We start from the raw sequence: 23,485 nt of genomic DNA on the forward strand, positions 1-23,485 counted from the left end.
GATTCAAAACTATGAAATATATTTTTACCTGCCAACTACTTAAAGTTGGAACAGGCCCCATTCAAAAAACGATTCATATGCTCAAGTTTGTTGCATTTTTTCTTTGGCTTGGAATGATGGGAACCTATGCTAATACCTATTCGCAAAATATCAGTGTCGATATAAAAAATGGAAAGCTTACTGATTTATTTGAAGCGATTCAAAAACAAACCGATTATTCTATCATCTATAAAGATAACTTAATTGATAACCGAACTTTAACTTTAAGTGCTGATAATAAAAATGTCGAAGATATTTTAAAAGAAGCATTTGAAAAAACAGGTCTCAATTATCAGATCTATGAAAAACAAATAACTGTGTTATCCGCGAATAACACCAATTTAAGTAACCAATTTGTACAGGATCTATATACAATTCAAGGACGCGTATTTGATTCAAATGCTCCTCAAAATCCACTTGTCGGAGTATCGATAAATATAAAAGGTACAAATAAAGGCACTTCAACGGATTCTCAAGGCAATTTTAGTATCAGCGCTTATAAAGGGCAAACCCTTGTCTTTAGCATGTTGAGTTTTACCAATTATGAGCATGTTGTAAATAACGATGAAAGCAATTTAAAAGTTTCTCTTCAAGTTGATATTTCTTCTTTGGAAGAAGTTGTTGTTGTAGGCTATGGAACTACCACAAGAGCGGATTTAACAGGGTCTGTAAGTACTATCAATGGTAAATCTTTGGAAAACATCCCTGTACAGCGTGTTGACCAAATGCTTCAAGGTCGTGCAGCAGGAGTTGAAGTCAAATCTGTGAATGGCGCTCCAGGCACGGGAACTACTATTCGAATTCGTGGTAGCAGATCTATAAATGCAGGAAATGAACCTCTTTATGTAATAGATGGGATTGTAGATGCGGGAGACCTTAATACAATAAATCCTGCTGACATAGCATCGATTGATATTTTAAAGGATGCTTCGGCTGCAGCCATTTATGGCTCTAGAGCTTCGAATGGAGTGATCATTATCACAACCAAACAAGGAAAACCGGGACGTGACATTGTTACCGCATCTGCATCTCATGGCATTTCGTATGTTCCAAAACATCCGGAGATGATGAATGCAAAAGAATTTATTCCTTTTATAAATGAAGCATATGTTGAAATGGGACAACCTCCTTTATATCCAGATCCTGAAGAGATATTAAAAATAGTAGGCGATCAAGGAACGCCCTGGATTGAGTCCATTTTTCAAACAGGCGGATATTCCAATTTCGATCTAGCCTTATCAGGAGGCAATGAATCATTCACATACCGTCTTTCTGGCAATGTTGTTGATCAGAAAGGAACTGTTATAAGATCCTCTTATAAAAGGTATCAAAGCCGCCTTAATCTGAAGAAAGAAGTGAACGCTTCTCTCCGATTCGGTCTAAATATAAATGTTAGTCAGTATGTTAGGGAACCTGGATCTAATGTAAACTTTGGATCTAATGCGGGATGGACGGTATCTCATATGTTCTTACCTCCAACGATGCCTATGTATAAGTCAGATGGAACGTTTGAAAGCTATAATCCAATTCGTTACGTAGGTGGCGGTCATGGGAACACAAGTGTGGCAGAAGCTGTTTTATCAGATGCAACTACTCGATATAATGATCTATTAAGTAATATTTATGGTGAATACGATATAATAGATGGTCTTATCTTCAGAACTTCTTTTGGAACCACTCTAACAAATAGCAGGTACAATTTTTATCGACCATCATATGCTCCGAGTAATATTGCCAACGGTCAAGAATATGGCGATGCACTTTCTGATATCTATTTACGTCAATATCTATTAAATGAAAACACTTTATCCTACACACAAAATATAGGTGACCATAATTTCAATATTCTTGGTGGATTTACTTATCAAAGAAGGAATAATGAACGTATGTATATACGTGGAAAAGGGCTTACAAATGATATTGTAAAATGGAATGATTTTGCCAGTGTTCCACAGGATCAACGTAATACCATATCAAATTATAATGACAACATACAATCTTCATTAGTCGGTCGAATAGCTTATGATTACTCTAAAAAGTATTACTTCACATTTACAAGCAGATATGATGGGGCATCTAATTTTGCTAAACAACATAAATGGGCACTATTTCCTTCAGCAGCTTTAAAATGGAGAATCTCAGAGGAACCTTTCTTTAAAGAATGGCAAAATGATATTGTCAACGATTTAGCTTTTCGTGTAAGTTACGGTCTTTCCGGAAATCAAGGGATCTCGGATTATCAATCTTTAGCAACATTAAGCTCAAATTCAAGCGGATACATTTTTGGAGGAGTACCCACTCTTTCATATACACAGGGCAGATTAGAAAACAAGGATTTAAAATGGGAAAAATCGTCTCAATTAAATGTTGGTTTGGACTTTCAGTTCCTTGAAGGACGTTTAAATTTTACTACCAATTACTATGATACCAAAACTAAAGATTTACTCCTCACTGTTCAAATTCCAAGACAGACTGGTTATGGAAGTCGACTGATAAATTTGGGAAAGACGAGAAGCAGTGGATTCGAATTGGAATTTAGTGGAGATATTGTACGTAACACTAATTTTAAATGGAACTCAGTAATTAATCTATCATCAAATAAACAGCGAGTAATAGATATTGGCCCTTTAGTAAAGGTTCCTTTAGACGATAACGGTTATGGAGCGCAAACGAACTTTTTAGAGATCGGAGTACCTATTGGAGCTGCGTATGGTGTAAAATATAGGGGAACATGGAAAAACCAATCTGAAATTGATGAGGAACTATCTAAAGGTGCTGGCGAACGAACATTAGTCTCATCATCAAACTTCTATAAACCTGGCAAACCTCGATATGAAGATCATAATGGTGACGGAGTGTTAAATTTAGATGATTACCATTATCTTGGCACCCCTCATCCTAAAATATTTGGTGGTTTTGGGAATTCTTTTCAATATAAAAATTTAACATTAAATACCTTTTTAAACTTTTCCTGGGGTAATAAAATGTTTAACAATATGGAGTTTTTTGCTGGAACAGGCACGTATATGACTAATCAAATGAGTTATATGGTAGACAGATGGACACCATCGAATCCTGTGTCAGATATTCCAGGAGTAAACTCAAGAGATAATGTCCCAAGTACACGCTTCTTACATGATGCATCATTTATCAGATTAAGTAGTTTAGACCTAAGCTATGATCTTACTCCTCTTGTTTTTAATCAATCAGGAAGAAGGTTGTCTGTATACATTGCTGGTAGAAATCTATTTTTATTGACAAAGTATAATGGTTACGATCCAGAAGTCAATTCGGGAAGTACTAGCTCTACTATACGAGCAAAAGACGATGGAGCTTATCCTAATGGTAGATCCTATACAATAGGGTTTAATTTGGTATTATAATAAAAGAAAATATTCGATATGAAAAATCAACTATGTAAAATGGTTTATTTAGGAATGTTACTAGTATTCTTAAGTATACTTATATCCTGTGAAAAAATGCTAGATGAAAGTCCTAAAAGTATTATTTCTCCAAATGATTTTTTTACTACAGAAGCTCAATGTATACAAGCGACTAATGGAGTCTATAGCTCCTTGACATCGATCTTCGGTGATGAAAGCCTTTGGGCTTTGACTTTTAGCGGAACCGATCTGTTCTTATTCAACGGAGGAAGCGCTACAATAAAGTCATATCAAGACTATACTTTTTCTGCATCAGCATCGGCTCCTAGTTATACGACATGGAATCGCTGCTACGAAGGTATTAAAAATGCTAACATGGTAATTAGTAAAGTAGAAAAATCTCCAATTGATCAGACAGCTAAACTCCGCCTCCTTGGAGAGGTTAAATATTTACGCGCCTTATATTACTATATCTTAACAAATGTGTTCGGCGATGTCCCCTTATGGACAGATGAGCTTGATGTTAATAAAATATCTGAATTAGGACGTTCTCCATTAAATGAAGTAAGGATACAGATTATATATGATTTAATAGATGCCGAAAAAGGACTGTCTTGGACGGTCAGTGCGGCTGAAGTCGGAAGAGTAACAAAGGGGGCAGCTTTAGGTTTATTAGCAAAAGTACATCTTTTTAATAAAGAGTGGAAGGACGCTGCTGATATTGCCGAGCGTATAATTAATGAAGGGCCCTATGAGTTACTAGATTATACTGATATTTTCAGTGAGACAAATAAAAATAAGAATAATAAGGAGTCAATTTTCGAAATTCAGTATAGCAGGAATGCAGCTACTGGACAGAATTTTATCGTGAATCATTTTTATACTTGGTTCTTCCCTACACGTGATGGAACAACCGCCACATACTCTGGGGTTAATTTCGGAACAATTGATCTGGAAAGCTATCCAGAATTCTATCCTAGCACCAAGTTGGCAAATCTATATGAACCGGGAGATAAACGGAAACAGTTTGTAATCGCAAATGGCTATAACGGACAGGAGTTTAAAAGCTTTCCTAGGCACCTAGCTGATTTAACAAAGCAATTTCCTTGGTTTGGCCCGAAATTCTGGGATTTAACTGCTCTAAAAAGAGCTAGCGAAAAAAACCTATATTTTATGCGCTTTGGTGAAATTATTCTTATCTATGCTGAAGCACTTAATGAGTTAAGTAGAACGCCGGAAGCTATCACTCAGCTTAATAAGGTTAGAAATAGAGCGAATCTTTCTAATCTGCCTGCATTACCCCAAGATGAAGTACGCCAATACATAATGGATGAAAGAGCTCGTGAACTTGTGGGAGAATTTCAAAGAAAATGGGATTTGATGCGGTGGGGAAATTTGGTTGAGACAGTAAGATCTATTGCTAATGATAATCCTGTGGGGGCACAAAATGTGAAGGAATATCACAAATTTTTCCCAATTCCTTATGATGAAATAGTAAAGAATCCAAATCTTCAACAAAACGACGGATATGAATAAAAAGGATCGACATATTTCAATTTGAATCTTGTTGACTTACTATTTTATAATTAAAAAAGTAATAAATTATTAAATCATAAAGTATGAACGTGTTTATAAAAATTGGGATAACATTTCTTATCTCAATATTATTATTATCCTGTAAAAGTAAGGAAGCGATTGCTCCTGATGAACCTTTTGAAGAAAAACCGATAAAGATAATGAGCTTTAATATTTGTAATGATAATGCTGGTGCTCCCGAAGGATATTCATGGTTTGGGAGAAGGGATGATGTTATTAAACTTTTGCAAAAACACCAACCTGATATTCTATGTGCACAAGAAGATCTTGTTCAGCAAGGGGATTACATGACCCAGGCAATGGGATGGACAAGAACAGGGATGGGATTTAATCCTCCCTCTGGTGGCGCTTTCAACGGTGTATATTTTAATGAGGATCGCTTCACTAAAATACAATCGGGCATGTTCTGGTTATCTGAAACACCGGAAAAATACAGTAAGGGATGGGATGCCCAAGCTGTCAGAACATGCAATTGGGTTATAATGAAAGACAAGCACTCAAGAGAAGAGATTGCTATATTCAATACGCACTTGGATCACTTAGGAAATAACGCCCGCATCCAATCCGCAAAATTAATATTGGAAAAGATTCAGGAAATAGGTCAGGGAAGGCCTACCGTTCTAACGGGTGATTTCAACTCTCCACGCAATTCAAGTCCATACCAAATATTGGCAGAAGCCATGGGAGATTCACGCCTTATCAGTGAGACATCTCCCCGAGGCCCGATTCCAACCATTGTTTCAACAGGAACAGGTAGTCTTACTTCGGAGGCCGATTATATATTCCTCAAGGGTTTCAATGTCAGCAAATACCAGGCGATTGACGATAAAAGAGAAAATGGTCTGTATTTTTCAGATCATATTCCTATAAAGGCAACGTTGACCCTAAATTAAATTTAGTATTAATTTACAGTAAAGTAGAAAGTCATGAAAAAAATAGTTTTAATGTTTTTTATTGGTCTTACAGGAATTACCTTTTCCTGTAAAAATTCAAATAATCTTCCTGAGCCTAAAAAATATGCTAGAGATTTTGAAATTTCAATTATCGATGAGAGGGATAATCCTCTTGAAGGGGCCAAAGCAGTATTATATAGTAAGGCCGATTTAGATGAGTCAATCGATTCGGATGTTAGTACAACAAGCGGCTCTATCAAATTCCCGAAATTAAATCTGGGAGATTATCATATTGTAATCTTTTGGCAGGAAAAAGAGGTTAAAACGTTGGATTTTACCATTCGTTTGGAAGGCGTAGCTTTTGCTGAGGTCTCAGTGAATACTATCCCTGAAACAGAATATGTATTATATCCAAATTTTCCAGAATCATTTGAACAAAATCAGGCTTGGGCAGAAACATGGAAAATCTCATTTCCGTCTGGAAATTGGAAGTCAAATAAAAGCAGTATACGTGACCAAGCCACAGATGTAATCGCAAGTGGTAAATATGCGTGGAGAGCCGATTGGAATAATACCGTTCCTATCTGCTTAGAAATGAACTTTGATGTACCGAATGGTGCTAGTATGGTATCTTTATATTATGGCTCATTTGGTATCGATCCATCTTGTACATGGCAATTGGAATATTCTACGGATCAGGGAAACATATGGTCTCAAGTAGGAGAACCTATCTCTGCAGAATCAAGAACACCTAAACAAGTAATTTTTGAAGTTGATATAGACGAACCGGTAAGATTTCGGGTTCATAAACTGTCTTTGGGAACCTCGAACGAAACGGTTAAAAATGGGCGTCTGAATATAGACGAATTTGCAATTTACCATAAATAATACGTATTGACCTTTTATAGTAATTGATTATTACTATAAAAGGTCAATAAACAAACATGCATATTAATAAAGTTATGATATTAAATATTATACGGGAAAATAGTTCCTGCAAAAGGATTCTGCTTTCGATATTGCTTAGCCTATTGTATTTCCATTCGATTGGCCAAACAAGTGTTGAAAAACCAGCGATCATCCCAGCTCCTGTAAAAGTTGAATACAAAGAAGGCACCTATCAATTTGACAAGCTGAAAGTCCATACGAAAGGATTTAACGACCGCCCGGAAAATCTTATCCGCCTAACTGAAACGATATTCAAACATCCCAGAGTTTCAAAAAAAGGCCGCACCGGCAAGCTGTTTCTTCAGATAGAGGACAACGGATCTTTAACGGATGAAAAGTATAAACTTGTGATCGATCAATCAGGTATCCATATCAAGGCAAGGACAGAAAGAGCTATCTTCTATGCCCTGCAAACCCTGTCGCAACTATCCATTGGAAAGGAAGCCTTTATGATCCCTTTTGCTGAAGTGGAAGACTACCCACGTTATGCATATCGTGGGGCATTGTTGGATGTGGGCCGTTATTTCTTTCCAGTATCATTTGTTAAGCAATACATTGATTTAATGGCAAGATATAAAATGAATACGTTCCATTGGCACTTGACAGACGATCCTGGCTGGCGGATTGAAATAAAAAGATATCCGAAATTAACTTCTGTAGGTGCTTACCGAAACCAGACACTGATTGGGCACCAGAAAGAACCGCCCTTGCAGTTTGACGGGACGAGAAATGGCGGGTTTTATACACAGGATGAAATAAAAGAGATCGTTGCTTATGCTGCTGAACGTTATATAACCGTAATCCCAGAGATTGAAATGCCAGGACACTCACTTGCTGCCTTGGCTGCATATCCGCACCTGGCATGTGGGGATGATCCGGGACCCTTTGAAGTAGCGCAACGCTGGGGCGTAGTCGGAGATGTGTATTGTGCCGGGAAAGAAAGCACCTTTGAGTTTTTAGAAAACGTGCTGGATGAAGTGTTAGAACTGTTTCCATCATCATATATCCACCTTGGAGGGGATGAATGCCCGAAAACCAAATGGGAGGCTTGCAAGTATTGTCAACAAAGGATAAAAGATGAAAACCTGAAAAATGAACATGAACTGCAATCTTACTTTATCCAGCGCATGGAAAAATATCTCAATGCCAAAGGTCGCCGTATCATCGGATGGGACGAGATACTAGAAGGAGGGTTGGCACCCAATGCAACCGTGATGAGCTGGCGAGGCACCAAAGGGGGAATCGCAGCTGCAAAACAAGGCCACGATGTTATTATGACTCCCAGTTCCTATGTATATCTCGATCATAGGGAGAGTAAATCTGCTGAGGAACCACTTACTAATGGTAAATTTACTCCGCTTGAGAAGGTGTATTCCTATGACCCTACACCTGTGGAACTTTCACCCGAAGAGCAAAAGCATATCCTTGGAGTCCAGGCAAATCTTTGGACAGAATTTATAGCCACAGAAAACAAAGCGTTTTATATGCTGTTCCCTCGGTTCTTGGCTGTTGCAGAAGTGGGATGGACCCCTTTGGATACGAAAGACTGGGTCGACTTCTCGGAAGAAAGAGTGCCCATTCATTTGGCCAAACTTGATGCAGAAAACATTCGTTTTCGTGTACCTGAACCGATCGGTGCAAAAGACACAACGTTAATCGGCAATAACTTTGATTTAACATACAAAGTGCCAGTAAAAGGGGCAAAGATCTATTACACGATCAATGGTTTTACACCCTCCGATGTCGATTATCTGTATGATGGACCTGTCCAGATCCAGGTTCCTGCAGGAGAAGAGAGAATAGTAAAAAGTGTAGTGATTGCGCCTTCCGGCAAAAGAAGTGTGGTAACAACAACTGTGCTTTCCAATAAATAACTTAATAGATTATAAATCATGAGCGCCTTTTTAAAAACGTTTACAATAGCCATAATTATCGTATCCATTTCCTTTACGACCAAAAAATCCATTGGACCTGAATATTCTCTTGTTGTCAAAAAATCAGTTAAGATAATGAGTTTTAATTTATGTAATGATTATCCCGGGGCTCCCGAAGGATATTTATGGTCAGAACGGCGAGAAGATGTTGTTAAACTTTTGCAAAAACACCAACCTGATATTTTATGTGCACAAGAAGATCTTGTTCAGCAGGGGGATTATATGACCCAAGCAATGGGATGGACAAGAACTGGGATGGCGTTTAACCCGCCCTCTAAAGGTGCTTTCAACGGTGTATATTTTAATGAGGATCGCTTCTCTAAAATACAATCGGGCATGTTCTGGTTATCTGAAACACCGGAAAAATACAGCAAGGGATGGGATGCCCAAGCTGTCAGAACATGCAATTGGGTCATAATGAAAGACAAGCACTCAAGAGAAGAGATCGTGATATTCAATACACATCTGGATCACTTAGGAAATAACGCCCGCATCCAATCCGCAAGGTTAATCTTGGAAAAAATCCAGGAAATAGGTCAGGGAAGGCCTACCATTTTAACAGGTGATTTCAACTCACCACGCAACTCAAGTCCTTACCAAATATTTGCTGAGGTCATGGGAGATTCACGCCTTATCGGTGAGACATCTCCCATAGGCCCTATACCAACCATTGTTTCAACAGGAACAGGTAGTCTTACTTCGGAGGCCGACTATATATTCCTCAAGGGTTTCAATGTCAGCAAATACCAGGCGATTGACGATAAAAGAGAAAATGGCCGGTATTTCTCGGATCATATCCCCATAATGGCTACGTTGACCCTAAATTAAATTTAGTATTAATTTACAGTAAAGTAAAAAAGTCATAAAAAAAATAGTTTTAATATTTTTTATTGGTCTTACAGGAATTACCTTTTCCTGTAAAAATTCAAATAATATGGATATTTTGGTCATGCTGACCCCAGTAATGCATCATACTGCCCCCCTGGGGATCTGGCCTGTCATAGCTGACGGCATGACAATTTTACCTTTTTTTCTTAGACTTTCACCTTTTAGTTCAATTGGGTATGAAGTATGTGGCACCAGAAAAAACCGCCCTTGCAGTTTGACGGAACGGGAAATGGTGGGTTTTATACACCGGAAGAAATAAAAGAGATCGTTGTCTATGCTACTGAACGTTATATAACCGTAGTCCCAGACGTATTGCGCGTTACTCAGAGAGTTAATATTGGCGGGTACTTTAATGATAAGGAAGACAGTCAAACAGTGACGATTTTATACTTGATCAATACAATGTACTTCCAAAAGGATTATCTACATCCAATTTTTTACCAGTTACTGCAGTTTTAAATTAAAAATAGAAGAAAACTTATTGGGTGAAATAAATTAGTAATTTTCCAACCAATAATTATTAAAATACAATTTATGAGATTTTATAAATTTTTAGTTTTAACACTTTTTGTTTTTAGTCTTACTTTTAGTTCTGCTGCCTATAAGGTGGCAGAACCAAAAGTTGACAACCTAGAGCAACACGTAACCTTAAATAAGGAATCGGCAACACTTACTATGGGTGGAGAGCTAGTTTTGAAATCAGAATTTGATTCAACAGCTACTCCAAAACGTACTGGTGTAGTCAGAATACTGGCTATCAGGAACAGTTTTTCTCGGGATGCGATAGAAACTTATCTGTATGAACTGGCAGAAAAAGAGGGAATTCCTATTGTAATTGGTAATCTGTACATTGGAGGAGCTTCATTGGATCTGCATTGGAAAAATGCGAATGGCAATAAAGCCGTTTATCAATACAGGAAAATTGCTCAAAATGGCAGTAAAACAAATACACCAGCTACAAGTATCGCGGCTGCTTTGGCTGATGAGCCATGAGATTTTCAACAGGCCAGTTCAAATTCAGGACAATACAGTACTTTTACAACACCCCTGCTTTTGCTGTTCAATTATGTAAAGCAAAAGGCAACCAATCCCAAGATTAAGTATATTATGCACCAGACCTGGGCTTATGCACAAAACTCTACCCATGTTGGCTTTGCTAATTACAATAAGGGTCAAATGACAATGTACAATGCTATTGTAAACGCTGTAGGCAGGCAAAGGCATTGATTAATGCTGATCTTATCGTTCCTGTCGGAACAGCAATCCAGAATGGAAGGAGCAGTTTAATCGGAGATAACTTCAATAGGATGGTTACCACTTGGACGTTAATATTGGAAGGTACACAGCTGCATGCACTTGGTTTGAGGCAATCTTTGTAAGAATGTTATCGGAAATCCATTTAAACCCAGCGCTCTTTCTGATTATGAAGCGGAAATAGCTCAGCATGCTGCCCATTTTGCTGTATTAAAACCAAATGAGGTTACTGAATGGTAGACTATCAGGTTGAAGGAAGTTCAGGCGTTTTAACAGAATCTATGTTTATCGGATTCAACAGGCTTATTTTTTAGTTAATCTTCATTATTAACGGCATCTTTCCTATTTCTAACAATTCCTATTCCAAGATTCCATTTATGTAGTGGCTTTTTATTCAGAAAGTATTATTCCTACAGGTGGGCCCGAAAGTTTTTGCGGACTTCCGGGAATGATTTTAGGAGTCGCTCTACCGCATGAAAATGTATCTTGGTTTGCGACGAAAGTAACACCGATGAATATTCAAAAGGTTCCTCAACAACAGGTAGAACGGAAGAAAAAGCCAATTACAAAGTCTGAATTTCAGAAATTGCTTAAAGAACGTACCGAAAATTGGGGAACTTATCAGACAGAAGCACAAAAAGCTTTTTCATTCTAGAAGTAGTCATTATTTTGTTATACCTACCTCTCACAATAAGGGAAGGAAACTGGAAGTCGTATGCTTTTAATAGTTTTGGGTTGTTATGTGAAAATTTTCACCAAAGATCTATACCGGTCGTTGTAAAGTAACAAATCCGGAAAGATAAACTCCTCATTAAAGCATTAAAAAATCAATCAGAAACAGCTATAAAACTTCCCTTCAAATGCAAGTTCGGAGATTTCCCCTCCGCCGATAAAAAGCCTGGTGATCGATGAAATTCAATCATTTTATGTTTCTGTTTTAGTTTATGTCTTTTTGTTCTTTCAACCGTTTCAATCTTTCGGTTGCCCGCTCAGCCTGCTCGTTGGATTGCCTTGCGGCCTCTTCGGCTTTTGTGATGGCAAACAAACGTGCCTCTTCCTGCACGACCCATGTCGCCAGTTTCTTGGGGCCTAAATAGTACATTGAATCCACGTCCAAAAACACATGTGGATATATCAGCCTGACTGTCCGGAGTTTGACATCGCTGCCGTGCAAAGCCGAGTTGTCCCGCCAGAGCTGTATGCTGGCAAAAAGAGAGAAAACCGCGACCAGAAAGAGAACAGCGCCGGCAATTATATACGGTCGCTGCCGCCCGGTAAGGCGATGTTGCACATCGACTTTTATCTTCTGTGGCATTTCCCTTATCAGTGTTTCCTGCATGGCCTGTTGATCGCCGATGGCCGTAACAAGGTTGCTGCCTGCGATAGCCTGTTGACGGACGGATTCTTTCAACCCTGTAAGCAGGTCATCCGCTAAAAGTCGTTCCAGTTGTCCGCTGATATGCGCCAGTTCCGCCGAATAATCTTTGATTTGCGGGATTTCAGGCTTCTGCTGTTCAATCCGGTGCAGTTGTTCGTTCATATGCACCAATATATCCTGTTGGTCTTTCAGGATGGTCTGTATTTCCTGTTCTTTCATTTTAAATTCGTTTATCTACTGATTCCCCTTGACTGTTCCGCTTCCTGTTTTTTTCTTTTTCGCTTGCGCTTTTCTGCATCACCAACAGGGTCGGGTTCTATGGGAACGTATTCCGTGTTCAACAGTATGTCCAGCAATCCCGTCCCATGTGATGCGCTGTTGTGATGCGCTCCCTTGTGCGTATCCAGTACCTCCCTGATCTGGCCGGCAAGGGTGTTCTTTCGGGGTGCATTATCCAACTGCATTTCCAACCGTAGGTTTTGTTTTAATTGCCTGTCGAGGCCGATATAACTGAATTTCCGGTCGATGGCCGAGCCTTTGAACTTCACACCATCCTTTTCAAAGGAAATGCCCTGTACTTCATTTGTGCCGCTACGGTACTTGTAATGGATGCCGATACCCTGCTTGGCAAGCAGCGTTTCTACCTGCTTCCATGTGTTGGCTTTTGCCATAATGGATTGGAGGGCATCGTGTATTGCATAGCGCAACCTATCGTTACCGCGCAGGGCCTGCCGGTTTACCTGCTCCTTGCCCTTGCCAAGATGATAGCCATAACGCTCGGTCATTTCCCTGCACACCTTTCGGCTCTTGTGCCAATGGTTGAAATTTTCGACTGTATTGCCATCGTTATCCACCCGGTTGTAGACAATGTGCAGGTGCGGGTGCTGTTTGTCCAAATGCAGGACGGTGATGTACTGCGTGTTTTTTATGCCCATCTTTTCCATGTATTCCCTTGCCTGGGCCGCCATCTTGCCTACCGTAAGCTTCGCCCTGTCTTCATTGCTCCAGCTTAGCACGGTATGACCTACAGCGTTGCCCAGCTGCGGGCGCAGTTTCCGCTGGGCGTTCAGGTCGGCGATGATGGCTTTGATGGTGTAGTCCCTCACGCCCGATGAATCCAATACGGCCGACTGCTCCCGTTCCAGCAGGTAACGCACACAGCCGCCAAAACTCTTTCCGGTGATTACCTTAGCGATCATCCCTGCCGATCCTTTCCATCAATTCTTCCACTGTAATCAGTACGCTGCGCAGATCCGCCATAAGTGATACAAGCCCGCTCGTATGTGCCAGCTTGGTCAACTGGTTGAGGTTGTTGGCCATCCCCGACAGGGTGCGTAGATAAGCCGCTTCTTCCTTTGAAAGCCTTGGTCTCACCACAGCGGCCTTTGCCGCCTGCCTGAACCATTCGCTTATCCGCATGCCCGCATCCTTTGCCCTCCCTGCAATGACCAACCGCTCGATGGGGGTCATGCGGACCACCAATGAACTGCTGCGGGTGATGGATTTCTTTGGACGTCCAGGTTTGCGCTTTTTAATGGCATTATCTTTTTCTTTCACTGGTGTTTTCATCGTCCTGTCCTCCAAGTTTTACCGATTGCGACCACCGGGAGTATCCGCCGGATTCCCAACCCAGGGGCGGGACAATCCGGTTTTTTGTATTGCAAAAAAATAAACTTGCTCCTTTAAAGCGCATAAAAAATCATTACTTATAAAACTGTCTTCTGTTTTCATTCTCTGCTGCTTGTTTTTTCGGTAAACGGCAAATACACCAAGCTCCCTTTAGCCGGATGATAGGACGGCTGGTAACGGATATACCCGTATTCGTGCAGTTCCCGCATACACTTATGATAAGTCGCTATCGATGCGATCTTGGAAAAGGCCATCAGTGTTCTTCTGGTAACGGCAAAGGGACTGGCAAACCCGCTCCGCTGCCAGCAGATGAACAAAGCGGTGAACAAACTCACATGGGTCGCCAGTAAACGGTTGTCCTTACCCATGCGCCTGATCCAGTTGCCATAATCCGCTGTTTCATTTTGGATTGCCGCTATCATTGTCCGCCCCCTTCCAGTAGTTTGTGGATTTCTTCCAGTTTGTAGTATAACATACCGCCAATTTTTGTATAGCGTAATGTGCCATTGATCCTTAAATTTTGAAGTGTACCGGGCGAAATGCTCAGCAGCTTTCTAACCTCGCTGCTTTTCAGCCATTGTTTACTTTGTTCCTGTCCGGGCTGCATGATCTGTTTGATCTCGTTTAGCAGGTCATTTTTGAACGCCCTTAAATCTTCCCTGGTGATTAATTCTACTTGCATCTTTGTTCTCCTTTCTTTGATAATCGAATTCGGTACCGCTGCATAGCGGTATGTTCATGTGGTGGGTTATGGGGATATGGATGGCACAATATATATATATGTTGTGCCTGTGCATATCGGAATATTTATTTATAGGCATATTCCGCTAAGTGCTATCATCCTGCCGCATAGTGGCCAGCACTTCACTTTTTTTGAAATACACCCGTTTGTGCAGGCGCAAAAAGGGCAGTCCCTTTTTCATCCAGTCCGTAAGTGTGACCAGTGACACGCCTAGTTCGGCAGCCAGTTCCTGTTTGGACAATAACCGTTCTTCTTGTGGCGGCTGGCTGCCGCCTGTCCTGAAATGTTCCTGTAGTTCTGCCCTTACTGCTTGCCGGATGCACCGGCTTAGAGCTTCGTCATTGATGATCTGCATAGCCTTTGATTTTGGTTCAAAGAAATGCTATAAATTGCAATTTTCTTGACCACGCAGAATTGCGTGGTTAAAATGGAGTGGTTTGGATTAAGTTGAAATAGCTTATAATACGCTATATATCAGATTGGTAATAAGCATAGGTGGCTTGTATGTTATTTACTGTCGGAAGAAAAGATCACCTTCGTTTTTTTACGGGGCTGACCTTGAACAGCTTTGATTTTACGGGAATAGGGGAATGTTTATCGCCCGGTTCCCTTTTGTCACCGGGGAAATAACGGCGTATGGTTTCAAAGTTGATCTCCTTGTCGCCCTCCCGGAAATATTTGCAGATCATCTTCATCCAGACGCTTTGCGTTTGTGACAACATTAGTTCTTTGCCATTGGGCAGTTTGATCTCCTGCAATTGCAGGTGCAGGTCTAATACCGTGTTGCGGTAGCCGTCTGGGATATTGATATAATCTTCGGTTTCCAGTTTACGGGCGGCTTTGAGTTGCTGTTTTATGGCGGTCAGTTGCTCATTCAGGATTTTAATCTCTTCCTCTTTGGCTGCGATGATCTCGTCTTTGGTCTTGTCGGTGTTCCACTGATCGATTGAGCGCAAATAGTGCTGGAACAGCCTTAATCTTTCGGTGCGGTGCATATATTTGCCATGTGTCGAAACATGGGGGTCTTGATCTTCATAGTGTTTGATACGGTTGCGAACGATCAGCCAAACATACCTGAAGAACTCCTGCGCATTCCCCAGACTGGTTTCAAGAAAGTAATCAAGATGCCGGCGATAATAGGCATCATACTCCTGTCGGGGAAGGCTCCAAAGTTTGGATAAAAAATGGTTGTCCTCAAATCCCTGTTTCAATCCCGTCAGTATGCCCAGGTCGTAAGGATGGGGTGAAAAATCAAATGACCTACGTGGTCTGAAATATTTGTTTCCCATAACTTTGCTAATTTGGTAGATTAAGCAAAGCTACTAATGTGTTTGTGTTTGTGCAAGGCATTTTAATTCCGGGTGCCAAAACTGCACCCCGAATTGTCGCCTTATAGGTCGTCCGATTTAAAGCCAATACGCTTTCTTGGGGGTTGTGGCGTGTCTTTCTTCTCCATTAATTCATCCAGGTAGCGAAATACCACTTCCATGTTTTTACTGTTGTTATGTAGTTGTTGCCTGATTTCTTCTATCTGTGTCCGTAGGTCGTTATGATCCAAAAGATACTTTCTAAAACGTGCAAAAATACGCATGACCTGAATGTTTACCTGTATAGCCCTTGTACTGTTGAGTACGCTGGAAAGCATCAAGACCCCATATTCGGAAAACGCCCTGGGCACTTTTCTTCTGCCGCCCCAACTTGAAGTCACAAATTGTGACTTCAAGTTTGACCATTCATTTTGATCTAACTGAAACATAAAATCTTCGGGAAACCTTTCTATGTTCCTGTTAATGGCCTGGTTCAGCACTTTTGTTTCAACCCCGTAAAGTTCTGCCAGATCGCTGTCCAGCATCACTTTTTGTTCTCGGATAAGATATATCTTATTCGCTACCAGTTCATCCGGTATCAGAGAGGTATTCTGTTCTTTTTTCATATCAAAATCCAATTTATAGCTTTTTTGAATAAACTTTAAGTCGCAATTTGTGACTTCAAGATCCCTTACTATTTCGCTGCGTATTTCTGCCGGAGCAGCGCCATATCAGCACCCACCTTAATATCCAGTATCTTGGCATAGTGCTGAGTAGTCTGGATGTTGGTATGGCCCAGCATCTTGGATACACTTTCAATCGGTACGCCGTTCAACAGCGTTACCGTTGTAGCGAATGTGTGCCTGGCAATATGAAAGGTGATCGGTTTACTGATCCTGCATACATCGGCTATCTCCTTTAGATAAGCGTTCATTTTCTGGTTGCTCAACACAGGCAGTACCCTACCGCTGTTTTCGCAATGCGGATGATCGGCATAACGCTGTATCAGGCTCATGGCTACCGATAATAAGGGAATGCGGGAAGGTACATCTGTTTTCTGTCTGTTGATCGAAATCCATTGTTCACCATCTACGCCTGTTACAATTTCCCACTTGCGTAATTTCTTTACATCGGCATAGGCCAGCCCGGTAAAGCAGCAAAAAAGAAAGATGTCCCGTACTTGCGCCAAACGTTCAATTTCAAAGGTCTTATCTGCCATTTCCTGTAGCTCAGCAGTGGTCAGGTACACCCGGTCAACCGTTTTGACCTTACTCTTATAGCTCAGGAAAGGATCATAAGTCAGCCAGCGGTTAGCCAGACAAATACGGATGATCTTGCCAAAGTTCTTGATGTACTTAACTGCCGAGTTATTGGCACATTTGCGTTCGGAACGCAGATAAAATTCGTATTCCATGATAAAGGCGTGGTCAACCCGTTTAATATCGATGTCCGAAAGGTCGTATTTCCATTTCAGGAAATCCTGCGTATGTTTTAAAGAGGTCTTGTAACGGCATAGCGTGCCTTTAGTAAACTCCTTGCCGATCAGTGCCTCTACCTTTTTATTATGCTCCTTAAATATTTCGATTAGGGAATGAGCTCTCTCGGTCTTGCCCATAAATTTATTGCGGATCGTCTCAGCGGTAATGACCGCGCCTGCTTCTGTTAGCTGGGCGTGTACATCATAAATCTTACTTTGCAGGACGTCCAGATAAGCATTGAAAGATTTAACTTCTTCCTTCGTGCCTTTGAGCCTTCCGGCGTTGCTGTTCCATTGTGCTGGGTCGCATTCCCGGCCGGTAGTGGTTTCTGAACGTTTGCCGTTCACGGTAATGCGTACATAGATCGGCATCAGGCCGTCTGTGTAGTTTTTGGGCTTCTTTAAATAAAAAAGCAAGCTGAATGTTGTTTTCATAATCTTTGAACATTAAAAGTGAAACAAAAGTAAGCTTGCGATTAATCTTAATCAAGATGTTCAGTTACTGAACAAGCTGATATTCAATAGGATAAGTGTATTCTGGTGAGTACGGGTGGCGTTAAAATTTACTCACCGAATTACGCCCTTTTTTGTTGTGCTTTGGTGAATAAAACGAGGTTTTGACCTCAAAACAAAAGCCTGCAATCATTTGATTTGCAGGCTTTTAACTATTTTTGATATGGTTATCTGCGGAGAGAGAGGGATTCGAACCCTCGATACAGTCATCCCGTATACAGACTTTCCAGGTCTGCTCATTCGACCACTCTGACACCTCTCCGATCGGAATGCAAATATAGTAGATTAAATCAACTGATGAAACCTTTTAGAAAATAAAATACATGGGATCCTATTTCCATTAGTTTTCCACGCTTTTTTCCTAATTTAGGAAGCATGAAAAGGATCCTTTCAATAGATGGCGGAGGAATTCGTGGAATTATTCCCGGTATGTTTTTAGTCGCACTTGAAGAAAAAATTCAACAAGCAACCAAAAATCCAGCTGCACAACTCAGCGATTATTTTGATTTCTTTGCCGGTACGAGTACGGGAGGAATACTGCTTTCAATATTATTGTGTCCCGACGAAAACAATCCTAAAAAACAAAAATATAGTGCGAAAGATGCTTTAGATATCTATGTCGAGCACGGAACGGAAATCTTCGCAGCCTCGAAGTGGCGCCGTTTCTTGAGTGGTTTTGGTTTATTGAGTGAATTATATGATAATTCCGTTATTGAGCGTGTCCTCAACGATTACTTTGGCAACTGCAAACTGAGTGAGCTCCTTAAACCTTGCATAATTACAGCTTACAATATTGAACTCCGTAAAAACCACCTCTTTAGGCAGCAGAAAGCAATAAGCCATGGCGATTCGCGCGATTTTCTCATACGCGATGTTTGTAGGGCGACTTCGGCAGCACCGACCTATTTTTCGGTGGCTGAAATATTTTCATTGTCAAAAACACGATATCCATTAGTTGATGGTGGTGTGTTTGCTCATAACCCTTCGCTGTCCGCCTTGTTAGAGGTCATTAAAAGCTATAACACTTATAAAATTAGCGACATTTCGATATTGTCGTTAGGTACTGGCATTTCAAAGATATCCTACAACTACGACGATTTTAAAAAGCTCCGCGCTATTTCAATCGGACCGGCACTTGTCGATATTATGAGCAGTAGCTCCGCGGAGAGCATCGATTATTATTTAAAACAACTTTTTCGTTCGGTTAATAAATCATCCAATTATATTCGTATCGAGCCTCAAGCATTATCCTCGATCAACCCTTCCATGGACGCCGCGACGGCGTCAAACATACAGAAAATTATATCTCTGGGTGACAAACTGGTAATGGAAAAAGAAGAACAACTAAATCAAATTGTATCGGAACTCATACAGGACGGCGAAAGTAAGAAAGACAGGTCAGTTTGGAATTTTCTAAAAAATTAAAATTGAACAAGATTCCAATTCAAACAGAAACGGTACATTTACCGAAACATTAACATTGATACATGGCTTTAAATTACGTTTGGATATCATTCTTTCTAATCACATTTGTTGTGGCTATTGTTAAGCTTCTTGGGGGTGATACAGAAGTATTCCAAAACATTGTGAACTCACTTTTCGAGAGTGCAGCAACAGGAGCATCAATTTCTTTAGGGTTAATAGGAATGATGACTTTCGCTTTGGGCATCATGAAGATCGGTGAAAAAGGCGGTATGATTGCAATATTTGCTCGACTTGTAGGACCATTCTTCAATAAGCTTTTTCCCGAAGTTCCCAAAAACCATCCGGCTTTAGGATCAATTTTAATGAACTTTTCCGCAAATGCTTTAGGTCTGGATAATGCAGCAACTCCTCTTGGGTTAAAAGCAATGAAGGAACTTCAGGAACTGAACCCCAACAAAGAGACAGCCTCAAATGCACAAATAATGTTCATCGTTTTGAACGCATCGAGCCTTACTTTGCTCCCCATTTCTATTATGGCATACCGACAAGAAGCAGGAGCTCTTCAGCCGTCCGATATTTTTTTACCCATTTTAATTGCTACATTTTTCTCCTCATTGACCGCGCTTATACTGGTATCAATTTATCAGAAAATAAACTTATTTCAAAAATCAATAATGACCTACATCGGGTCAATGATTGTATTAATAGGAGGAACATTATTTTACTTCGGTACACTATCGCAAGATGAAATTAGTGTGATCTCCAAAGTTGCCGGAAACCTGATTTTGTTTTCCATCTTTGTTTCATTCATAGCCTTAGCCATGTTCCGAAAGATCAATGTTTATGATGCATTTATAGAGGGAGCGAGAGAAGGTTTTGAAGTCGCTGTAAAAATTATTCCATATTTAGTTGCTATCTTAGTAGGAATAGCGGTCTTCCGTGCATCGGGCACGATGGATTATATCATAGATGGTATTGCCTATGTGATCGGATTGATGGGGATCGACACTTCTTTTGTGGAAGCTTTGCCTGTTGCGTTTATGAAGCCATTAAGTGGCTCAGGCGCTCGCGGTCTTATGGTGGAGTTGATGGCAACAAATGGCGCTGACGATTTCGCGGCACGAGTAGCCTGTGTAATCCAAGGATCGACGGAGACAACTTTTTATGTGCTGGCTGTATACTTCGGATCTGTCGCAATTAAAAACACTAGACACGCGTTACCTTGTGCTTTATTATCCGAATTGCTCGGAATCATCGCTGCCATTATCGTTTCTTATATCTTCTTCAATTAACATACGGATGAAAAAAACTATTGCACTAATTGCCCATGATGGGAAAAAAGCAGATATGGTCGCTTTCGCAAAAGACCATATCGAGGAACTTCGTAATGCAAATATTATAGCCACCGGTACAACGGGCTCTTATATTTTGCAAACTGGCTTAGAGGTCGAATTAAGACTAAGCGGCCCTATGGGTGGCGACGCACAAATTGCTGCGATGACTGCCGAGGGAAGAATAGATGCTATTATCTTTTTCCGCGATCCATTAGGAAAGCATGCACACGAGCCCGATATACAAATGCTAATGCGTATTTCCGACTTATACAATGTCCCCCTGGCAACTAATCCCGCTACAGGTAGCTTAATTATTGAAGGGCTATCCAAATAGTATAACATATGGCTAGAGAAATAAGTATTACAATCGGAAAAGACCGGTATAAAACAACTGCGAACATAGAACCGGCTCACGTGTTAATTGCAGACGAACCTAAAACTGTCGGAGGAACGGACCAAGGGCCTACCCCATCCGAATTTTTTTTAACTGCACTTGGTTCGTGCAAAGCAATCACCATGCGTATGTATGCAGATCGAAAATCATGGCCGCTCGAAGCTGCGACTGTAAAATTGACCATGGAAATCAAAAAATCTGAATTACAGTCCACGACCTATATAAAGTGCCATATCGAGTTACAAGGCGAATTGTCGGAGAAGCAGCGTAACAGGATACTTAAAATAGCCGAAAAGTGTCCCATCCATAAAACATTAAGTAATCCGATTGTAATCGAAAGTAATTTGATTTAAAAAATTACATTTTATTTTAACGAAGGTAGTATCTTTGCTGTCATTCAACATTAAATAAAGGTATGTCTCTAGGCGACAATAATGAAATTAACAGTCCTTTCCAACTAATTGAGAGAGCGGAATGGAAAAAGCTTAATGGGTTATTTGCACACAAATTAGCGCAAGATGACGTGAAAAATCTTCAGGCGCTCAACGAACCATTGACAATTGCTGAGATCGAGGACATTTATTTTCCTTTAGCACATTTACTCGACATCTTTATACAACAATACCGCGAATCCCATTCTTTAGTAACTGGCTATCTCAATAAACATACGCAACGTTTACCATTTGTAATTGGAATAGCGGGCTCGGTCGCAGCAGGAAAAAGTACTACAGCACGCGTATTACAAAAAGTGTTGTCCATGTTGCCTGGAAAGCCTAATGTTGACTTAGTTACCACCGACGGTTTTCTATACCCCAATCATATATTAAATGATCGTAACATTCTAAACAGAAAGGGTTTCCCTGAGAGCTATGACACAAGACTACTATTAAATTTTCTATCGGCGATGAAATCGGGCGAACCGGAATTTGAAGTACCGGTATACTCTCACTTGGAGTACGATATATTAAAGGATCAAACACAGATCATAAAAATGCCCGACATTTTAATCGTTGAAGGCATAAACGTTTTACAGGTAAATTCGACCACCGGCAACAACGTTTTCGTTTCTGATTATTTCGACTATTCAATTTACGTCGATGCCGATGAATCGGACATCAAAGATTGGTATGTTGCTCGATTCGAATCGCTGCGCGCGACATCATTTCAAAATAAGGATTCATACTTTCACCGATATGCCGATATGGATAAGCAAGCAAGTATCAAAATGGCTACGAATATCTGGAATGAAATCAATAGACCTAACCTCCGTGAAAACATCCTTCCTACTCGGTATCGCGCTGACTTAATCCTAAAGAAAGGTGCCCATCATTTTGTCAGAAATATACGTGTCCGTAAAGTATAATTCCTATCGGTTGTGCTGCGCCTTAAATTTTAATATCTTTTTTAGAACCTCATTTTCCAACTGGCGATGTAAGCTGTTACTACTACTGATTGCACGGATATCCAACTTACAACGAACTGCATCTTTCGTAATGGCCAGCACCATAATCTCGGGAGGTGTCTCGTCAACTAGATTGGGATGATTCAATAATATATCCTGGATGCACGATTGAAGTAGATCGATATCTATTGCAAGATCAAGCGGAAGCTCAAACCGTATAGAGACCAGTGCGGAGCGGTGTGCAGACGAGTTTACAATTGCTGTCACAAAAATCATATTATTAGGCACCATGACCATATCATCTTCGTCGTCTTGGATTATCAAACTCGTTAACGTAATATCTATGATACGCCCATTATGATCACCAATCTTTACACGATCTCCAACCGATAACTGATCGGAGAACATAATCAAAAGCCCCGAAATCATATTGGTAATATACTCGCGGAAAATTACCGCTATCGCCATTGCAACGATCGTTAAACTGGTCACGAAATCACGCGGGTCAATGCCCACAGCGATCATTATTGCAATGACACCTACTGTAGTGTTCAATACGGCGGTAAGTCGATTCACACCAAGAACAAAGTTCCCCCTCACGATCCGCTGCTCATGCCTCTTGTTGTATAACACGATGAGGACAAAGCGCCCCAAAGAAAATATAATACTTAAGGACAAAAATAAGTTCAATGCATTTGAAAAGCGATCGACAAAATTATGCTCGTTGTAAAAGGTTCCAAAATATATAAACGAAATGTTTAAAAGAATCCACAAAATTATTTTTACAATAAATTGCCAGTGGCTGTTGCGCCGTTTTTTCTCACTTATCATATGTATACGAAGATATTATAATTATCGAGTTCTATCATTTGATCACCACGAAATAGTCGAAAGCATTGCTGTCCCATTAAAATCTGAAATTGTTCTTTGAAATATTTGAAATATAGTT

At 40.4% G+C, this 23,485-nt stretch carries 23 protein-coding genes, 1 tRNA gene and 1 pseudogene; 14 read left to right on the plus strand and 11 right to left on the minus strand.

The window, feature by feature from the left end; translation table 11 throughout:
* Positions 1–11: 11 nt before the first annotated feature.
* The 9 genes and pseudogenes from FM107_RS01255 (at position 12) to FM107_RS01295 (ending at position 11,590) form a co-directional block, all read left to right on the plus strand.
* Positions 12–3,422 carry a TonB-dependent receptor gene (locus tag FM107_RS01255; protein WP_086946708.1) on the plus strand — a complete coding sequence of 1,137 codons (3,411 nt, stop codon included), beginning with the start codon at positions 12–14 and terminating at the stop codon, positions 3,420–3,422.
* 18 nt (positions 3,423–3,440) lie between these two features.
* The gene (locus FM107_RS01260; protein ID WP_086946709.1) at positions 3,441–4,958 is read left to right on the plus strand and encodes a RagB/SusD family nutrient uptake outer membrane protein; all 1,518 of its coding nucleotides are present in this window, start codon (positions 3,441–3,443) and stop codon (positions 4,956–4,958) included.
* An 83-nt stretch (positions 4,959–5,041) separates the two neighbouring features.
* Complete coding sequence (locus tag FM107_RS01265; protein ID WP_086946710.1) at positions 5,042–5,911, plus strand: endonuclease/exonuclease/phosphatase family protein; 870 nt, start codon at positions 5,042–5,044, stop codon at positions 5,909–5,911.
* A 33-nt stretch (positions 5,912–5,944) separates the two neighbouring features.
* Positions 5,945–6,799: a prealbumin-like fold domain-containing protein gene (locus FM107_RS01270; protein ID WP_086946711.1), complete on the plus strand. Its 855-nt coding sequence runs from the start codon at positions 5,945–5,947 to the stop codon at positions 6,797–6,799.
* A gap of 56 nt (positions 6,800–6,855) precedes the next feature.
* The gene (locus tag FM107_RS01275) at positions 6,856–8,733 is read left to right on the plus strand and encodes a beta-N-acetylhexosaminidase (protein WP_256959272.1); all 1,878 of its coding nucleotides are present in this window, start codon (positions 6,856–6,858) and stop codon (positions 8,731–8,733) included.
* Between the two features lie 135 nt (positions 8,734–8,868).
* On the plus strand, positions 8,869–9,621 hold the full coding sequence (locus FM107_RS01280) for an endonuclease/exonuclease/phosphatase family protein (RefSeq protein ID WP_179204365.1): 753 nt from the start codon (positions 8,869–8,871) through the stop codon (positions 9,619–9,621).
* A gap of 243 nt (positions 9,622–9,864) precedes the next feature.
* Positions 9,865–10,140 carry a family 20 glycosylhydrolase gene (locus FM107_RS01285; protein WP_086946713.1) on the plus strand — a complete coding sequence of 92 codons (276 nt, stop codon included), beginning with the start codon at positions 9,865–9,867 and terminating at the stop codon, positions 10,138–10,140.
* A 216-nt stretch (positions 10,141–10,356) separates the two neighbouring features.
* Positions 10,357–11,119: pseudogene (locus FM107_RS19845) on the plus strand (DUF4886 domain-containing protein).
* A 189-nt stretch (positions 11,120–11,308) separates the two neighbouring features.
* On the plus strand, positions 11,309–11,590 hold the full coding sequence (locus tag FM107_RS01295; RefSeq protein WP_306298624.1) for a GLPGLI family protein: 282 nt from the start codon (positions 11,309–11,311) through the stop codon (positions 11,588–11,590).
* Positions 11,591–11,872: 282 nt separating this feature from the next.
* Here FM107_RS01295 and FM107_RS01300 read toward each other — a convergent pair whose 3' ends face one another.
* From FM107_RS01300 to FM107_RS01345, 10 genes are all read right to left on the minus strand, one after another.
* Positions 11,873–12,532, minus strand: a complete 660-nt coding sequence (locus tag FM107_RS01300) for a hypothetical protein (RefSeq protein ID WP_086946714.1) — start codon at positions 12,530–12,532, stop codon at positions 11,873–11,875.
* Between the two features lie 11 nt (positions 12,533–12,543).
* The gene (locus FM107_RS01305) at positions 12,544–13,512 is read right to left on the minus strand and encodes a relaxase/mobilization nuclease domain-containing protein (protein WP_086946715.1); all 969 of its coding nucleotides are present in this window, start codon (positions 13,510–13,512) and stop codon (positions 12,544–12,546) included.
* The gene (gene mobC / locus FM107_RS01310; protein WP_086946716.1) at positions 13,502–13,882 is read right to left on the minus strand and encodes a plasmid mobilization relaxosome protein MobC; all 381 of its coding nucleotides are present in this window, start codon (positions 13,880–13,882) and stop codon (positions 13,502–13,504) included. Before mobC ends, FM107_RS01305 begins: the two co-directional genes overlap by 11 nt.
* Positions 13,883–14,040: 158 nt before the next feature.
* Entirely contained in the window at positions 14,041–14,364 is a 324-nt protein-coding gene (locus FM107_RS01315) for a hypothetical protein (RefSeq protein WP_086946717.1), read from the minus strand.
* Positions 14,361–14,624 carry a helix-turn-helix domain-containing protein gene (locus FM107_RS01320; protein ID WP_086946718.1) on the minus strand — a complete coding sequence of 88 codons (264 nt, stop codon included), beginning with the start codon at positions 14,622–14,624 and terminating at the stop codon, positions 14,361–14,363. Before FM107_RS01320 ends, FM107_RS01315 begins: the two co-directional genes overlap by 4 nt.
* 145 nt (positions 14,625–14,769) lie before the next feature.
* Positions 14,770–15,039 (minus strand): helix-turn-helix domain-containing protein, encoded by a 270-nt coding sequence (locus tag FM107_RS01325; RefSeq protein WP_086946719.1) that lies wholly within the window; start codon positions 15,037–15,039, stop codon positions 14,770–14,772.
* A 175-nt stretch (positions 15,040–15,214) separates the two neighbouring features.
* A complete protein-coding gene (locus FM107_RS01330; protein WP_086946720.1) occupies positions 15,215–15,973 on the minus strand; it encodes a hypothetical protein in 759 nt (252 codons plus the stop codon).
* A gap of 101 nt (positions 15,974–16,074) precedes the next feature.
* Complete coding sequence (locus FM107_RS01335) at positions 16,075–16,617, minus strand: ORF6N domain-containing protein (RefSeq protein ID WP_086946721.1); 543 nt, start codon at positions 16,615–16,617, stop codon at positions 16,075–16,077.
* A 68-nt stretch (positions 16,618–16,685) separates the two neighbouring features.
* Positions 16,686–17,903 (minus strand): site-specific integrase, encoded by a 1,218-nt coding sequence (locus tag FM107_RS01340; RefSeq protein WP_086946722.1) that lies wholly within the window; start codon positions 17,901–17,903, stop codon positions 16,686–16,688.
* A gap of 252 nt (positions 17,904–18,155) precedes the next feature.
* Positions 18,156–18,243 (minus strand) — tRNA-Ser (locus FM107_RS01345).
* A gap of 113 nt (positions 18,244–18,356) precedes the next feature.
* Here FM107_RS01345 and FM107_RS01350 point away from each other — a divergent pair.
* The 5 genes from FM107_RS01350 (at position 18,357) to coaA (ending at position 22,497) form a co-directional block, all read left to right on the plus strand.
* Positions 18,357–19,406, plus strand: coding sequence for a patatin-like phospholipase family protein (locus FM107_RS01350; RefSeq protein ID WP_086946723.1), 1,050 nt, complete (start codon positions 18,357–18,359; stop codon positions 19,404–19,406).
* Positions 19,407–19,468: 62 nt separating this feature from the next.
* A complete protein-coding gene (locus FM107_RS01355; RefSeq protein WP_086946724.1) occupies positions 19,469–20,698 on the plus strand; it encodes a nucleoside recognition domain-containing protein in 1,230 nt (409 codons plus the stop codon).
* Positions 20,699–20,705: 7 nt separating this feature from the next.
* Positions 20,706–21,074, plus strand: a complete 369-nt coding sequence (locus tag FM107_RS01360) for a methylglyoxal synthase (RefSeq protein ID WP_179204366.1) — start codon at positions 20,706–20,708, stop codon at positions 21,072–21,074.
* A gap of 8 nt (positions 21,075–21,082) precedes the next feature.
* The gene (locus FM107_RS01365) at positions 21,083–21,487 is read left to right on the plus strand and encodes an OsmC family protein (RefSeq protein WP_086946725.1); all 405 of its coding nucleotides are present in this window, start codon (positions 21,083–21,085) and stop codon (positions 21,485–21,487) included.
* Positions 21,488–21,549: 62 nt separating this feature from the next.
* A complete protein-coding gene (gene coaA, locus FM107_RS01370) occupies positions 21,550–22,497 on the plus strand; it encodes a type I pantothenate kinase (RefSeq protein ID WP_086946726.1) in 948 nt (315 codons plus the stop codon).
* 3 nt (positions 22,498–22,500) lie between these two features.
* Here the strand turns inward: coaA and FM107_RS01375 are convergent, their stop codons facing one another.
* Entirely contained in the window at positions 22,501–23,367 is an 867-nt protein-coding gene (locus FM107_RS01375; RefSeq protein WP_086946727.1) for a mechanosensitive ion channel family protein, read from the minus strand.
* Between the last annotated feature and the right edge of the window lie 118 nt (positions 23,368–23,485).

Source organism: Sphingobacterium sp. JB170 (assembly GCF_900163865.1).
In the GTDB taxonomy this organism is placed as follows: Bacteria; Bacteroidota; Bacteroidia; order Sphingobacteriales; family Sphingobacteriaceae; genus Sphingobacterium.

Excerpts from the sequence above, each read along its gene's own strand:
- FM107_RS01340 (WP_086946722.1), bottom strand. The coding sequence starts at position 17,903 with ATGAAAACAACATTCAGCTTGCTTTTTTATTTAAAGAAGCCCAAAAAC.
- FM107_RS01265 (WP_086946710.1), top strand. The coding sequence starts at position 5,042 with ATGAACGTGTTTATAAAAATTGGGATAACATTTCTTATCTCAATATTA.
- FM107_RS01270 (WP_086946711.1), top strand. The coding sequence starts at position 5,945 with ATGAAAAAAATAGTTTTAATGTTTTTTATTGGTCTTACAGGAATTACC.
- FM107_RS01350 (WP_086946723.1), top strand. The coding sequence starts at position 18,357 with ATGAAAAGGATCCTTTCAATAGATGGCGGAGGAATTCGTGGAATTATT.
- FM107_RS01255 (WP_086946708.1), top strand. The coding sequence starts at position 12 with ATGAAATATATTTTTACCTGCCAACTACTTAAAGTTGGAACAGGCCCC.
- FM107_RS01300 (WP_086946714.1), bottom strand. The coding sequence starts at position 12,532 with ATGAAAGAACAGGAAATACAGACCATCCTGAAAGACCAACAGGATATA.
- FM107_RS01285 (WP_086946713.1), top strand. The coding sequence starts at position 9,865 with ATGTGGCACCAGAAAAAACCGCCCTTGCAGTTTGACGGAACGGGAAAT.
- mobC (WP_086946716.1), bottom strand. The coding sequence starts at position 13,882 with ATGAAAACACCAGTGAAAGAAAAAGATAATGCCATTAAAAAGCGCAAA.
- FM107_RS01330 (WP_086946720.1), bottom strand. The coding sequence starts at position 15,973 with ATGGGAAACAAATATTTCAGACCACGTAGGTCATTTGATTTTTCACCC.
- FM107_RS01355 (WP_086946724.1), top strand. The coding sequence starts at position 19,469 with ATGGCTTTAAATTACGTTTGGATATCATTCTTTCTAATCACATTTGTT.
- FM107_RS01360 (WP_179204366.1), top strand. The coding sequence starts at position 20,706 with ATGAAAAAAACTATTGCACTAATTGCCCATGATGGGAAAAAAGCAGAT.
- FM107_RS01275 (WP_256959272.1), top strand. The coding sequence starts at position 6,856 with ATGCATATTAATAAAGTTATGATATTAAATATTATACGGGAAAATAGT.
- FM107_RS01365 (WP_086946725.1), top strand. The coding sequence starts at position 21,083 with ATGGCTAGAGAAATAAGTATTACAATCGGAAAAGACCGGTATAAAACA.
- FM107_RS01320 (WP_086946718.1), bottom strand. The coding sequence starts at position 14,624 with ATGCAAGTAGAATTAATCACCAGGGAAGATTTAAGGGCGTTCAAAAAT.
- FM107_RS01325 (WP_086946719.1), bottom strand. The coding sequence starts at position 15,039 with ATGCAGATCATCAATGACGAAGCTCTAAGCCGGTGCATCCGGCAAGCA.
- FM107_RS01315 (WP_086946717.1), bottom strand. The coding sequence starts at position 14,364 with ATGATAGCGGCAATCCAAAATGAAACAGCGGATTATGGCAACTGGATC.
- FM107_RS01375 (WP_086946727.1), bottom strand. The coding sequence starts at position 23,367 with ATGATAAGTGAGAAAAAACGGCGCAACAGCCACTGGCAATTTATTGTA.
- coaA (WP_086946726.1), top strand. The coding sequence starts at position 21,550 with ATGTCTCTAGGCGACAATAATGAAATTAACAGTCCTTTCCAACTAATT.
- FM107_RS01305 (WP_086946715.1), bottom strand. The coding sequence starts at position 13,512 with ATGATCGCTAAGGTAATCACCGGAAAGAGTTTTGGCGGCTGTGTGCGT.
- FM107_RS01335 (WP_086946721.1), bottom strand. The coding sequence starts at position 16,617 with ATGAAAAAAGAACAGAATACCTCTCTGATACCGGATGAACTGGTAGCG.
- FM107_RS01260 (WP_086946709.1), top strand. The coding sequence starts at position 3,441 with ATGAAAAATCAACTATGTAAAATGGTTTATTTAGGAATGTTACTAGTA.
- FM107_RS01280 (WP_179204365.1), top strand. The coding sequence starts at position 8,869 with ATGAGTTTTAATTTATGTAATGATTATCCCGGGGCTCCCGAAGGATAT.